This window comes from Halorubellus sp. JP-L1 (genome assembly GCF_011440375.1).
Classification (GTDB): Archaea; Halobacteriota; Halobacteria; order Halobacteriales; family Natrialbaceae; genus Halorubellus.
On the sequence record NZ_JAAOIR010000002.1, the window covers coordinates 501,440 to 515,896 of the forward strand.

At 66.5% G+C, this 14,457-nt stretch carries 11 protein-coding genes; 6 read left to right on the forward strand and 5 right to left on the reverse strand.

Annotated features, from left to right (window positions below):
- Positions 1-63: 63 nt before the first annotated feature.
- The 3 genes from G9C85_RS11015 to G9C85_RS11025 all read right to left on the reverse strand — a co-directional run bounded on the left by G9C85_RS11015 (position 64) and on the right by G9C85_RS11025 (position 3,209).
- On the reverse strand, positions 64-981 hold the full coding sequence (locus G9C85_RS11015; protein WP_166039878.1) for an oligoendopeptidase F family protein: 918 nt from the start codon (positions 979-981) through the stop codon (positions 64-66).
- Positions 982-1,607: 626 nt separating this feature from the next.
- Complete coding sequence (locus tag G9C85_RS11020) at positions 1,608-2,666, reverse strand: aldo/keto reductase (protein ID WP_166039880.1); 1,059 nt, start codon at positions 2,664-2,666, stop codon at positions 1,608-1,610.
- Positions 2,667-2,768: 102 nt separating this feature from the next.
- Positions 2,769-3,209: a hypothetical protein gene (locus G9C85_RS11025; protein ID WP_166039882.1), complete on the reverse strand. Its 441-nt coding sequence runs from the start codon at positions 3,207-3,209 to the stop codon at positions 2,769-2,771.
- Between the two features lie 126 nt (positions 3,210-3,335).
- Between G9C85_RS11025 and G9C85_RS11030 the strand changes: the two genes are divergently transcribed.
- From G9C85_RS11030 to G9C85_RS11045, 4 genes are all read left to right on the forward strand, one after another.
- Positions 3,336-4,244, forward strand: coding sequence for an acyltransferase (locus G9C85_RS11030; protein WP_166039884.1), 909 nt, complete (start codon positions 3,336-3,338; stop codon positions 4,242-4,244).
- Between the two features lie 242 nt (positions 4,245-4,486).
- Positions 4,487-4,804 carry a hypothetical protein gene (locus G9C85_RS11035; RefSeq protein WP_166039886.1) on the forward strand — a complete coding sequence of 106 codons (318 nt, stop codon included), beginning with the start codon at positions 4,487-4,489 and terminating at the stop codon, positions 4,802-4,804.
- A gap of 145 nt (positions 4,805-4,949) precedes the next feature.
- The gene (locus G9C85_RS11040) at positions 4,950-5,153 is read left to right on the forward strand and encodes a hypothetical protein (protein WP_166039887.1); all 204 of its coding nucleotides are present in this window, start codon (positions 4,950-4,952) and stop codon (positions 5,151-5,153) included.
- Positions 5,154-5,609: 456 nt separating this feature from the next.
- Positions 5,610-6,086 (forward strand): GtrA family protein, encoded by a 477-nt coding sequence (locus tag G9C85_RS11045; RefSeq protein ID WP_166039889.1) that lies wholly within the window; start codon positions 5,610-5,612, stop codon positions 6,084-6,086.
- Positions 6,087-6,155: 69 nt separating this feature from the next.
- On the opposite strand, the gene G9C85_RS11050 is transcribed toward G9C85_RS11045, so the two are convergent.
- Both G9C85_RS11050 and G9C85_RS19250 read right to left on the reverse strand, forming a co-directional pair.
- Positions 6,156-7,418, reverse strand: a complete 1,263-nt coding sequence (locus G9C85_RS11050; protein ID WP_166039891.1) for an endo-1,4-beta-xylanase — start codon at positions 7,416-7,418, stop codon at positions 6,156-6,158.
- Between the two features lie 332 nt (positions 7,419-7,750).
- Positions 7,751-9,955 (reverse strand): endo-1,4-beta-xylanase, encoded by a 2,205-nt coding sequence (locus G9C85_RS19250; RefSeq protein WP_166039893.1) that lies wholly within the window; start codon positions 9,953-9,955, stop codon positions 7,751-7,753.
- Positions 9,956-10,282: 327 nt separating this feature from the next.
- Here G9C85_RS19250 and G9C85_RS11060 point away from each other — a divergent pair, with 327 nt between their 5' ends.
- A complete protein-coding gene (locus G9C85_RS11060; protein ID WP_166039895.1) occupies positions 10,283-11,572 on the forward strand; it encodes a glycosyltransferase family 2 protein in 1,290 nt (429 codons plus the stop codon).
- Between the two features lie 46 nt (positions 11,573-11,618).
- Positions 11,619-14,456 carry a DUF2298 domain-containing protein gene (locus G9C85_RS11065; protein ID WP_166039897.1) on the forward strand — a complete coding sequence of 946 codons (2,838 nt, stop codon included), beginning with the start codon at positions 11,619-11,621 and terminating at the stop codon, positions 14,454-14,456.
- Position 14,457 lies beyond the last annotated feature (1 nt).

The following is a 14,457-nucleotide window of genomic DNA, read 5'->3' on the forward strand; positions in this document are numbered from 1 at the left end:
CTGGCGTAGTCGCGTCGCGCCATCGCTTCCCGACTCGTCGAATCGACCCTCGACCCCGACCCGTCAGATGTCGGCGAGGAAGAAGTCGAACGCGCTCGTCGGTTCCGTGCCGGTGACGAGCACGACGCGGTCGTCGACCGAGATCTCGGTGCGCTGGAAGTTCTCGAACGTCCCGCCGTCCTCGTTTGTCGCGACCCAGTCCTCGACGTCGCCCTCGTCGACGTCCGCGGCCTCGTCGAAGACGAGCGCGAACGTCGTCTCGACGCCGTCGTCGACGAGCGTCGACGTGACGCCGCGGGCGACCTCGCCCCGGAACTGGCCCTCGTCGGTGTCCGTCGAGTCTGTCTCGGCGTGCGTGCGGACCGACTGGATCGTGCCGGCGTCGAGCGCGTCCAGGAGCGTCTCGAAGTCGGCGTCGTCCTCGACGTAGCTCTCGGCGTCCCCGGCGTTCGCGTCGACGATCGCCTGGAGGATTCGTTCGGCGTCGTCCGCGCTCCCGAAGATACCCGTGGACTGGGCGACGACGACCGCGTCGTCGCCGATGCCGACGGCGGCGTCCTCGTCCGGGCCGACGTACGCGTCGAACCCCTCGTACTCGCCCTTGGCGACGAAGTCCTCGCCCTTGAGCGTCGACGCGACGTCGTCGGCGTCGAACTCGGCGGCGAGGACGCTGTTCCGACCGAACACGAGTTGGGCGTCGGTGTCAGCGAACCCGAACCCGACGAGGTCGCGCGCGTCGCTCCCGAACGCCCGCATCGCGTCGTACACGTCGGCGTCGAAGTCGCCGGCCCGGTCGGCGATGGCGGCGGGCGCGTACCGGAGCGCGAGGTAGTGGTCGACGTCCGCGATCGTCCCCGGCTCGTACAGCCAGTCGCCGGGCGCGGCCGCGGTTCCGTCGCCGAGGATGGTCGAACAGCCCGCGACTGCGACCGCACCGGAAACGGCCGTCGCTTTCAACAGTGAACGTCTCGTGCGTGTCATGGTCGCCTCGAGTGCTTTCTATCACAAAACGCCATCGCCAAAATCGTCTTGCTTCGGCCAGATTCGAGACGCACGACTCGTCGACTGGACGCCCCCGGCGGTTCGACGACGGGGGTCGGCGACGAGGGTCGGCGACGAGGATTTGGACGAGGATCGATCCGGGCGCTCCGGGGCGAGGTTGTGGAGCGACGTGCACGTTCGACCGGCGTGGCTACCCGTCGCTGTGAACTGTGCGGACGGGGCGCCGAAAGAATCCGTCCCGGGGGAGCCGCGAACGCGGCCCACCCCGGACCGTAGATGGGTGGATGGGTGGGTGGGTCCGGCCTGACGTGGGTGGGGTGGGTGGGTGGTGTCGGCCGGTGGATTCGGTGGTGCGGTTGTCGACGTCTGCACGATTGCACCCGGTACGACGGAACCGACGAGGCGTCGGTCTCCCCCCTCGTATGGAGTGCGTGTGCGGACAGGCCCAGGCAGCTCGCTGTGGGAACGAGCGCCAACGGGCGTCATCAACTACGGCGGTATCACATAAGGGTATATAGCTCCTACCGGGGCGTAAGGACTCCTTACGGTCGGACGACGGGCCGTTACTGCGACGGCCCGTTCGTCCACTCGTCGACGACGGTCGGTCAGTCGCCGGCGACGTGCTTGTCCAGGCCCGCGCGCTCGATGTCTTCCCCACCGACGGACGACCGGAGACTGTCCATGCCGTCGTCGCGCTCCAGCTCGAAGTCGTTCGCCTGGAGTTCGCGGACGCGCTCGTACTCCGCGTCCGACAGCGCTGGGACGTCGCTCGCCGCCGCCCACGCGTCGATGTCCTCGCGCGTGCGGAACGTCGGCGTGACCGTCGCCACCGCGTCGTGGTAGAGGAGGTACTGGAGGCTCGCCTGCGCCATGCTACGCTGGCCGTCGCGTTCGAGGAACCGGAGGGCGTCGACCTTCTCGAACCCTGTCTCGAACCACTCGTCGGGCCGGTACGCGCGATGATCGCCCTCGCCCGGTGGGTTCTCCGGCGTGATCTGCTCGTTCAGGAGGCCCGAGGAGTGCGGAACGCGCGGAACCAGGCTCGTCTCGCTCCCCGACTCCTCGATGACCTCCAGGAACCGGTCGCCGATCTCGGGTTCGAGCGCGTTCCAGACGAGCTGGACGGAGTCGAACTCCTCGCGGATCGCCTTCTCGCCCTCGGCGAGCCAGCCGATGCTCGGCCCGAGCGCGATCCCGACCGCGTCCGCGCGCCCGCTCTCTGTGACCTCGTCCAGCCACTCGAGGACGTCCGCGTCGATCTCGCCGACGTTCGCGTTGTGCAACTGGAGGACGTCCACGTGGTCGAAGCCGAGGCGGTCCAGGCTCTTCTCGAGGGCGTCGTCGAGGTACTCGGGGTGCATCTCCTTCGGGAGCTCCCCGTGGCCCGCCTGCGGGTTGTCGTAGAAGTCGTACCCGACCTTCGTCGCGACCGTCACCTCGTCGCGGACGTCGCCCAGCGCCTCGCCCACGAGTTCCTCGCTCTTCCCGTGACCGTACACGTCGCCGGTGTCGAAGTACGTGATCCCCTTCTCGAGCGCGTACCGGAGCATCTCCGTGGCTTCCTCGTCCGTGCGGTCGCCCCACCAGTCCGTGCCGACGGTCCACGCGCCGAACCCGATCTCGGAGACGTCGACGCCGGCGGCGCCGAGTTCGCGATGATGCATACGACCGGCTAGGGGTGCCCGCCACTTAGCGGGTGTGCTTCGTCGCCAGCCTCCGGGAACGGTCGGGAAGCCGTTCGAACGATCGTGAATGTGCTCGAACCGTCAGGAGACGTCGACGCGCGCCGGGTCGTCCGCGGTCGTCGACGTCGCACGTCCGCAGCGCTCGCCCTCGCAGTAGACGACGACGGCCAGCGGCGACCCGGCAGAGACGCCGCCTTCCGGGACGGCGACGACCGCGAGCGGTTCCTGGATGACGTCGTAGTCGTCGGCGTCGATGTCTCCCGGGAGCCCGTACGACCGACTGCCGAGTGCGCGGTCGACCGTTATCGACACGCGCGTACCGTCCGCGCTCTGGAACGACACCACCCCCGACCAGACGACGCCGTCCGCTTGCACGTCGACGCGCACGGTGTCGTACGTGCGCTCGCCGAGCACGTCGAACGACGCGCACCCGGTGGTGGTCGCGATGCCGGCGACGCACCCCGAGAGGACGGCGCGTCGCAGCACTCCCCGCCTCCCGCCCGCCGTGTTGCCTGCCCCCATACACCACGGACGCTCGCGGACGATTGATAAGCCTTCCTGCACGCCACAGCGAGCAGGCCGCAGTCGGCGACTCCCACGGCTTCGGACAACCAAACGGGTATCAGGGCCGCCCGCCAAGGGCGGACCATGACGAAACGTCACGTCGCACTCCCGGACGCCGCGGAAGCGGGCGTCCGGGCGTTCATCGAGGACGTCGACGACCGACTCAGCGGCGACGCGGAGTCGACGTGCGAGGTCGTCGAGGACGTGCTCGTGGACCTCCACGGCGACCGCGACGCCTACGAGCGCTGGCAGAACGACGAGGACGTCTCGCCCGCCGAACGCGTCCGCCTCCAGGGGTACGACCCGTGCAACACGACGCTCGAGTCCGAGTACTACGCGGAGAAGGACGAGGAGACGTTCGAGCGCTCGAAGCACCTCCAGTGGCTCTGGCGGCAGTTCGACGCCACGCCGATGGCGGACAACGTCGAGTTCGCGCTCCGGTTCCGCCGGATGCTCGCCGACCACCTCTTCGAGGACTGCGGCGACGGCTGCCGGTTCTTCAAGGGGATCTCGTTCACGTACGGCCACAACATCACCGTCGGCGACAACGTCGTCGTCCACGACGACGTCCACCTGGACGACCGCGGGAAGCTCACGATCGGCGACCGCGTCTCCATCAGCGACGACGCGCACGTCTACAGTCACGACCACGATATCGTCGACCAGACCGAGGTCGAGAACTACCACACGATCATCGAGGACGACGCCCGCGTCACGTACGACTCGATGATCCGCGCCGGCTGCAAGATAGGGGAGAACGCGGTCGTCGGCGCGAAAGCGGCCGTCTCCTCGGACGTTCCCGCGCATCACGTCGCCGTCGGCTCGCCCGCCAGGAGCGTGAAGGTAAAGCCCGGCTGGGAGTCGGTTGCCGACCCGCTCGAGGACGCGAACGTCAACCGCCAGGACGAACGCCGGATCGAGTACGACCTCCCGGACGACCTCGACGTCTTCGACGAGTTCGATCGCGACCGGCAGCCTCCCGGCGAGCGGTGACGAGGCGGTAGCGCCGACGTGGTGCCGTGCGATGGACGAGGCGGTAGCGCCGACGTGGTGCCGTGCGATGGACGAGGCGGTGGCGCCGACGTGGTGCCGTGCGATGGACGAACCGGTAGCGCTGACCACACCTTTTCATCGCCGGTATCCGCCAATCCAGTAGCCGCCTGGGCCGCCATCCGGCCGGGTTCGCGCTCTCTTCAGCGGCAACAATAAAGTATCCATGCGAACTACTAGCACGTATGGTCGAGGTCTGGAGCTGGATCATCGGCTACGCCGTCCTGTTCGCGGTCGTCCAGCTCGCCATCTACGCGTACTACGTCCGACGCGGCGACGGCCGGCCGTCCGCGAGCGCCATCGGCGACCCCGACGACTACCCGCGAACCGGCGACCGCGTCCAGCACGACCCCGTCGACGACCCCCAACTCGACGACACCGACCCGCAAACCACCCAACACGACGCCGACGACACTCACCGCACCTGCCCGCACTGCGGCACCACCAACGACGCCACCGCCACCATCAAGTACTGCCGCATCTGCACGCGCTCGCTCGGGTGACACACCACGCACTCGCACGAAACGCATCCACTCCACACCTCGCCAGCACGCGCCCCCGCACCCCGCGGCCGACACCCTTTTATCGACCCGCACACCCGGCCAGCAAGCATAAGAACCACCCCAGTATATCCTGCATCGAACCCGGATGCAGTCCCAGGAAAACGAAGACGCCGACCGGTACGTCGGCCGAGAGACCGTCGATGGAATGGTCGTCTACGACCGCGAGAACCTGAACGCCTGGATCGAATCCGACACCACGCGACCAGTCGAGGACGCCGCCACCGGAGACCCGCTCGAGGACGGCGGTCTCGGTGACGGGTCGGCCGGCCCCGGTCTCCGCGACGACTGACCTCGCGCCCTCCGCGCAGCGCCGTCCGGTCGGCGGTGGTCGACTCCTCGACGACGGCCGACGGCGAGCGGACGCCGCGTCCGTCGGTCGTTGCATTCCGCTCTCCACATCGTCTCGACAGCATTCCGATCGAAACCGACCATAGCGACGTGTTCTACCGGTCAGCTGGCGGTCCGCGAGACCACCATCGCTCCGAGCGCCGCCGGACCGAAGGACCCCGCGACCTCCATCCGCGGAGGAGGACTCGGACCCTCGTGGCGCCGCCGATTCCTGTCGACCGCTCTGCACGAACGGCGTCGCTACGGACGTGACGCTGTCGTTCTCTTCGTGATTGGGGAAGTTCCCTGAACCGATTCCTCCGTCGTTGTTACGTGTTACCCTCACTTTCCGAGTACCTTTCAGGGCCGGCAGGAAGCCTCAAACGAGGCGCTGCCGGAACCGACGCCTCTCCTACACATGCCAGTAGACGACGACTCGAATCGCCGCCTTCCCTCGTCGGCGCCCATCTACAGGTCTCTGCTCGAACCGACCCGATTCGCCCAGTTCCTCTCGATCGGTGTGATCGGCGCCATCGTCGACAACTCCGTGCTCGTCCTCCTCGTCGAGGCGGCAGCGCTCGCGCCGACCGTCGCCGCGTTCGGCGCGAAGGAATCGTCGATACTCCTCATGTTCGCGTTGAACGAGCGCTGGACGTTCGAGGCCCAGAGCGGCGGCGGATACAAGCGGCGCCTCTGGCGGCTGGTCAAGTCGAACGCCGTCCGGGTCGCTGGCGCGTCCATCGGCATCGCCACCCTGTACGTCCTCCACGTGCGGTTCGGCATCTGGTATCTCGCCGCGAACGTCCTCGGCATCGGCGTCGGGTTCCTGTTCAACTACACGCTCGAGGCGCTCGTCACCTGGAGCGTCCACACCGAGGACAGATCCGTCGAGTGACTGGCGGCCCATCTCCGGCGGCCCGTCGACGAACGATGCTCCGGCGGGAGTCCTCACGCCGCTCGAGAGTCACTGTAGCGTCATCTCGACCGTCGTTCCGCTGCCCGAGAGCGAGGTGGTCGTCAGCGCACGTCCTTGCCCTGCGCTCGCACGCACCAGGTACGACCCTTTGTAGCCGCGGGTCGCGAACGTCCCCCCGGCATCCGTCCGTCCCGTCGCTTCGGTCCACCACTCGTCGTACACCAGGTCCAGGAACGCCCGTCCGTGCGGTCTGAGCGTCCAGTCCTCGCCGAACAACGCCGCGCTCGGACTGAAGTGTCGCTCCGTCCAGAACCCCCAGAACGTGAACGTGGTCACCGCCGGGTGGCTATAGGCGGCTATCAGCAGGTCGCGCGTGTACGCGGCCTGGAGCGCTCTGGTGGCGGGGGTGACCTCTTCGAGCGAGAACGAGAACTCCGTGATCTGTAGTTCGAGCCCGAAAGACGACAGGCGGTCGAAGGCGTCCACGACGGCCGCCGGGTGGAGCAGCCAGTCGTCGGAGAAGTGCGCCTCGATCCCGATCCCGTCCAGGGGTGCGCCCGAGTCGACCAGGTACTCGACGAGCTCCTCGAACCGCTCCGGGAGGTTCGAGTCCGCCGGCTGTAACGGGGCGTAATCGTTGACGAACAGATCCGCTTCGGGAGCGGCCTCGCGCGCCGTCTGGAGCCACTCCACCATCGCGTCCCGCCCGAGCACCTCCATGAACGCGGTGTTCGTCGTCGGTTCGTTGACGACGTCCCACTCGTCGACGAGTCCCGCCAACCGTCCCGCTTCGTCGCGGATGTGGTCCCGAATCTCCGTCCGGAGGCGCTCGGGGTCGTCGCGCCCGATCTCCTCGACGTACGCGGGGGCGTTGTCGTAGCTCGGCCAAACGAGCGTGTGTCCCCGGACCGGAAACCGCTGTTCGCGCAGCCACCGGATTGCTTCGATGGTCTGCTCCGGGGCGAACTCGGGACCCCATTCGCCGCTCCAGGCGGGCCACTTCAGTCCGTTCTCGATGGTGGTCTTGTTGAAGTGCTCGCGGAGGAGGCGGCGATACGTCTGGGCGCTCGTCGAATCGGACGTGAGCTTCGGCACACTGACTGCCGTCCCGAACCCGAAGGCGTGGTCGGTCATCTCGACATCGACCTCGGCGTCCGGAATCGGCCGTCCACTCGCGTCGGTCACGCTGACCCGTAGCGGTGCCGTTCGAACCCGTTCGATGCGACTCTCGGCGGTCGTTCGCCAGTTCGGGTCGCCGCGGGCGCGACCGTAGTACGACGGCGTGGACTGGGCGACGGACCCGCCTGTCATGCACGCGAGGCCGACAGCGCCCAGCTGTTTCAGGCCCGTTCGACGAGAGATGTGCTCGCACATGGCGGACGGATTCGAGGAGACGCGTCAGGAGTACGTTCGACACACCGAGGAAAAAGTCTTTGCCAGGCGAGGGATTGGCTCTGCTCGAACCCTCGACTCCCCTGGCGCTGGACGAGCACCCCCCTCGTCTGGGGGGCGGCGTTCGCCGCCACGTCGCACGGCCTCGCTATCGCCGTCGCCGAGACACCGTTGCCCCGTTCCCCGTCGCGCTCACGTCCATACGGGGTTGAGTCGGTTCGCGCCGCGAGGTCGCGAGTCGCTCGGTCGAACTACTTCTCGCTATTGCGGTTGCCCTTCGTCCGGAACGTCACCGTGTCGCCGGTCTGCTTCTTCCCGTCGCTCGTCCGTGCGACCGCGTAGTACTCGTACTCGATGTCCGGACGCAGGTGCCGGATGGTCGTCTCGAACGTCCCCGGGGCGTCCAAGGACTGTACGTCAGTCGCGAACCAGAAGTACGACCCCGCCACTCGATACAGGAAGTAGCAGTCGACCTCGGACGCGTCCCCGAGCGCCGTCAGCTCGCCCGAGAACGTCGCCACCTTCTTCGTCACCTTCGACGGCTGCCTCGTCTCGACGGTCCGCGATTGCTCGTCGCTCGGGACGTCGACCGTCACCGTCGACCCGCCCTCCGAGACGGTCGCCTCGACGGTCTTCGTCGTCCCGCCGTGCTCGACCGTGATCTCGTAGTCGCCGCGGAAGGCCCGCGTCTGGTAGCTGCCGTCGTCGCTCGTCGTCCCGGTCTCTTCGGTCCACCACTCGTCGAACACGAGGTCGAGGTAGGCGCATCCGTTCGGTTTGACCGACCAGTCCTCGCGGAAGTACGCGCCCGAGGAGTGGTACATCTGGCCCTCCCAGAACCCCCACCCGACGAACGACGTCGTCGCCGGATGACTGAACACGGCCGTTAACATGTCTCGTGTGTAATCGGCCTGGAGCGCGAGCTGCGAGTCGCTCGACGGGTCGTCGATCCGGAAGTCCCACTCCGTGATCTCGACGTCCAGGCCGCGGGACGCGTAGCGGTCGATGATGTCGACGACCTTCCCCGGCCGGGTCTTGTTGTGCATGCTGAAGTGGGCCTGCATGCCGATGCCGTCGAGAGTTGCGTCGTTCGACTGGAGGAAGTCGAGCAGGTTCGCGTACCACTCGCGCTTCTCGTCCGACCCCTCGTAGAGGAACCCCCAGTCGTTCACGACCCGGGGCGTCTCGGGGTCCGCCTCCCTCGCGATCTCCAGCCAGTCGACGAGGCTCCCTCGCCCGAGGGTGTCGGTGATCTCGTCGGAGGTGTACGGTTCGTTGATGACGTCCCAAGACGTGAGTCGGCCACTGAGCGCGCCGGCCTCGTCCCTGATGTGTTCGGCGATGGCGCGGTGGAGGGCGTCGGGGTCGTCGGAGTACTGCGCTATCCGGTCAGGCGTGTTCGCGAAGTCGGGCCAGATGAGCGTGTGCCCGCGAACGGGGACGTCGTTGGACTCGAGCCACTCGAGCGTCTCGAGCGTGGCCGCTCGGTGGTGCGTGTCTTCCCAGGCGTCCCACTTCAGACCGTTCTCGATGCTGGCTTTGTTGAAGTGCTCCCGGAACTGCTCCCGGTACGTCTGTGCTTCGGGCGAGTCGTCCGCCATCTTCCAGGCGTTCACGACGCTCCCGAAGTCGTACTCGTGGTCGGTCATGGAAACGTCGACGGTCGCGTCGGATACCGGCAAGCCGTCGGCGAGGACCTCGACGGTAAGGTCCGATTTCCGGTGGGTCTCGATGCGTTCCTCGGCGTCCGCTCGCCAGGCCGCGCTCGGCGACCGACCCTGGTACGACCAGATGCCCGGGAGGTCGCTCACGTCCACATCAGCGTCGGCGAAGCTGAGCACGGCGATGCCGCCGATGTCGATGACCTGTTCGCCGTATCCGAGGAAGAAGTCGATCCAGGCGTCGCCGGCGCCGCTCGACTCGTCGTACTCGACGGGGAAGTAGTACCGCGTCCACTCCGACCCGGGCGAAATCTCGGCGTTCCGCTTGACGTGGTTCTCGTAGCCGTCGTTCTGCTTGAAGAAGACGTCGACCGTCGCGTCGCCCGCCGCTTCCGGGCTTCGGAGGTAGACGACGCCGAGCAGGACCTCTCCCGCGGCGACGTCGCTCCGGAAAGAGCCGTTGAAGCCGACGTCCCAGAAGTTGGACGTGGGCGCCGTGTTCTCGATGCGGAAGTACGTGGAGAACGGCTGGTCGGACTCCGCCTGCCGTCTCGTCTGCGTGGCCTGGCCCCACAGCTGGCCGTCGAACACGTCCATCGTCTCCGCTTCGGTCGGTGCGTAACGGAACGACCCCTCTGGGAGATCCATCCCGGTGAGCGTCTGTTGGATTCCGGCGTAGTAAGGGTCATCGGTCGTCGGTTCGCTCCCGCTCGCACTGCTTGCACAGGCGCCGAGTAGGGAGGCACTTACCGCGCCCTTCAGGAAGTTGCGTCTGATTACGTTGTCGTATGGCACTGTCACCTCTGCTTACTCACACCAACAATAAATTTTCGGAAGTTGAAACGAATGTTCATGGTATATAAAAATACGCAAGCGGACCTACCGTGGGACCAACCGAACGTAGCTGGTAACTACCGGAGGACTGTACGCGATTAAACGCGTCTTTGCGGCCAGGGCGGTGCAATCGCATACCTTTGCGGACCCTTTCGACCGTCCACTCGTCGTCGAGCTACCGCCACTCTATGCTCTTCTTTCCTGGTATAGCGCGGCGTTTGTCACGCATTCCTCGTGTATAACTAATCATCCCCTCTCTGTAGCCGACTTCAACGACTGGTGTACTAGATGGACTTCACATCGACGCTCGATAGCGTATACGTCGGAATCGGCGTGCTCTTCGTACTGACACAGATCCTCTACTTCACCGGTAACATCACCGTCCTGTCGTTACTCCTTACCCCCTCCAAGTCCGTGTCGCGGGCTACGGCCGACCGAGAGCCACCGATGCAAGTCCTGCTCCCCGCCTACGCCGAACCCCGGGAGCTCATCGAGCGCACGCTCGAGTGCATCCAGTCAACCGACTACCCTACCGACCGCCTGCACGTCTACGTCGTGTACGAGGAGGACGACGACGTCCTCGCGTCGTACATCGACGAACTGGCCGCCGATTGGGCCATCGAACCCGTCCCCGTGCGGCAGAGCGCCCCGGTTTGGGACCGGATCGAGGACCGCTGGCACGACGGCGAGGCGTTCCCGGCGAACAAAGCCCGGGCGCTTACCTACGCCCTCCACGTGCTCGACTTCGATCCGGACGACGTCGTCACCGTGTTCGATGCGGACACCCTCTTCGAGCCCCACCTGTTCCAGCTCGCCGTCACCGGTCTCGAAACCCACGACATCGTCCAGGCGAAGCAGACCGTCCGCAACATCGACGACGGCTGGCTCCCGCTCCTGGAGTCCACCGGCGTGACCGCGTGGTCGTGCAACGTCTACGAACGCCTGACGGGCCGTCCGTACCAGCTCCTCGGCAAGGGCTACTTCACGCGGGCCGAGACTCTCTACCGGCTCGACGGCTGGAACCCTTACTCGATCACCGAGGACATGGAACTCGGCATCAGAGCGTACAAGCACGGCTGCAGCCTGGGCATCCTGGACACGTACGTCCAGGACATCTGTCCCGCGGCGTACGACGACTGGATCACGCAGAAGACCCGGTGGGCGAACGGTCCCTACGAGGTGCTCGCGAACTCGATGCTCTCGGGATACGACCGCCTGCAGTTCGTCGGGACGATGTTCCTCAACCAGATGATCTCCGTCCTCAACGTCGTCGGCATTCCGATCGGCCTGATCGAGTTCTACCTGTACCTCACCGGTTCCGGCCACGCGTTCCCCGCGGTCGTCCGGATGATGGTCCTGTTCAACCTCCTGAGCTGGGTGTTCTACACGTACAAGGCGCTGGACGCCACGTCGTCTACGCAGAGCTTCGACAGCGCGTGGGACCGTCTCAGATACCACCTGCGTTCGAACATCGTCACGCAGACGCTGTACGCGACGGTCTGGACGGTCCCCATCCTCCTCGCGCTACGCTCCCACCTCGCGGAGGACGACCTCTCGTTCGAGGTGACCCCGAAATGACCGTCGGGGCTCGCCGCCGCCTCGTCTCGCCGCGGCGTCCAGCGCCATGAGCGACGAACACCTCTCGGAGCCTCGCTCTCGCTCGCCGAGCGTCGCGAGGACGTACTACTCTCGAGCGAGAGGGCTTCTCACCGCGCGGAGCGTCGTCGCCCTCCTCGTGACCCTCCTCGGTGCCCTCGCCCTCTGGGACAACCAGGTCGCGCAATTCCTCCTCCTGGCGGCCGCGTCAACGTACTTCTTCTCACGCGTCGCTCGGCCACCGAACACGAAGTGGGACGTCGGCGGATACATCGTCACCAGCGTCTTCCTCGTCCACGTCCACCTCCTCGGACTACTCCTGCTCCTCGCCCAGAACGTCCGGATGTTCGCGGTGCTCCCCGGTCGACCCGTCGACGACCACCTCACCCTCAGGCGATGGCTTGAGTTCCAGGTGCTCGTCGGGATGGGCGTGCTCCCCGCCGCGACCGTTCGACCGAAGCTCTTCACGCGACTCCCCGTCGAACAGGAGCTGTTCGTCGTCCTCTGGGCCGGCGTCTTCCTCGCGTTGCTCGTCGTCGGTCTCCCCGTCGCCAGCCGCGTCTTCGCGCCGCTCGCGAGCAAGGGCGCGGGGTACGCGCTCCCGCTCTCGATGACCGTCCTCACTGTCGTCATCTACTGGGCCGGTCACTACCGGTACGGCTGGTTCTCCGTGGGCGCCGCCTTCCTCGTCCTCGGGGCGCTCTCGATACACCTCGGCCGGGACGGCAGCGAGATCGACTGGCCGGCGGTCGGCGAGACCGTCTGCGTGTTCCTGTTCGCGTACGTCCTGATGGTAACAATCCTCTCCGCCTCGCCGGGTGTCGACCCGTTCGGGGAGGCGTTCCACGACTACGGCCAGTTCAAGACGCTCCTGCGGTCCGCGGAACTGCCACCCGAGGACGTCTGGTTCGCCGGCGAATCCGTCCAGTACTATTACGGCGGATTCGTCTCGGCCGCGTTCCTCGCCGACGTTACGGGGACGGCCCCTCACTATGCGTACAACCTCGCACTCGCCGGCTTCTACGCGATGCTCGTCACCGCCGCCTACGAGACGGCCGCCGCCATCGCACGACATCGCGGAGACGCGCACCACCTCGCGGGCGCCGCGAGCGCGTTCTTCGTCGGATTCGGCGGGAACCTCTACCAGGCCCTCGTGACCGTCGTCTGGGCGGTCCCGTCGCCGTTCGACCGGATCGTCGAGACCGCCGTCTCCGGCTCGCTCCGGCCGGAAGCGGCGTGCGTCCTCGGCGAAGCGCCGAGGGAGGTCTCGTACTTCAACGCCGCGCGCATCATCCCAGATACCCTGAACGTCTTCCCGATACTGCACTGGTTCACCGGCGAACTGCACCCGAACCTGATGAGCACCCCGTTCCTGCTCCTCGCTGTCGGCGTCCTCTACAGTTACTACAGAGCGCCAGCGGAGAATCGCAGGTTACGTCTGGGCCTGCTCTTCCTCGCCCTACCGCTGATGATTGGGTTCGTGGCGACGGTGAACACCTGGGACGTCGCGACGGTCCTCGGGATGGCGACCCTGACACTGGTCTTCGCACCCACTGACTCGCTCTCGACGCTCTGGAATCGATCCGGTCGAGACGGGAACCCGAACACGATTGTCGAAGAAGCCGTCCAGCTGGTTCGTTCGATTCCGCCGCTGACCCTGCTATCTGCGGCGGGCGTCATCGTCGCACTTCCGTTCCTCTTGCAGACAGCGAGCGGTCGAGAGCTCGCGCTGGTACCGGCCTCCCGCCGGAGCACCGCGATCGGTCTCCTCCTCGTCCACGGGAGCTTCCTCGTCGTTTTCGGCCTCTACTTCCTCGGGCGACTACGGGACCGCGACCGCCGGACGGTGCTCGTGCTCCTCGCCGTCTCCGTCCCGTGGCTGCTCCTCGTCGCAGGACCGAGACGCTACCGCGTAATTGGTCTCTTCGTTCCGTTCCTCGTCGTCACGTGGTACCTCAGACAGCGCGACCGCGACCTCGGCTACGAGACGGTCCTCGTGATCGGCGGGCTCGGACTGGTCCTGATCGTTGAGTTCGTTTACGTCGTCGAAGACGCTGCGGCGTTCCGGTTCAACACCGTCTACAAGTTCTACGTCCACGTCTGGCTGCTGTGGGGCGTCGCTGCGGGCGTGTTGCTCCCGCGGCTCGTCCGGGGGAGATTCGCCACGTGGTCGGTACCGACCCTGCGACGCCAACAGGTCGGCGTCGTCTTCGCAGTCTGTCTGCTCGTTTCCGTCGGGCTCTTCGCGACCATCGCCTGGTCGAACAGAGCGACGGGCTACCAGGACCCGTCGCTCGACGGGATGCGGTATGCGGAGAGCGAATACCCCGAGGAGACCGAGGCGATCCAGTGGCTCGACGAACGGTCTGGCACGCCGACGATGCTGTCCGCACCCGGCGAGACGAGATACATCTGGGAGGCGAGCCCTGGCGCCAGTCTCTCGGGAATTCCGACGTATGTCGGTTGGCTGCATGAAGGAGCGTACCGGAGCTGGTCGGCGTACTACGGTCGACAGCTCGTCGCCGACACCATCTTCAACGGGAGCTCGCCGGAGCAACGCAAGCGACTACTCGTCTTCAACGACATCCGCTACGTCTACGTCGGACCGAGCGAGCGAGCGCGCTACGACGACGTCGAACCCTTCTCGTTCCCGGGCGTGTCGGTCGCGTTCCGGAACGACGCCGTGACGATATATCGGGTCGACCAGTCGCGTCTCGCGACGAACACCGACCTCTCCGCTGGAAGAGTCGGCGGGTCGCCCGAGGCGAGAGGCAAACCGCTTCCGGCGGACGAACCCGCCTGCCGAGACGACTCCGACGACTCGCTCAAAGGCCCACTCCTCCCGAATCCGTTCGGTTGGATCTGAC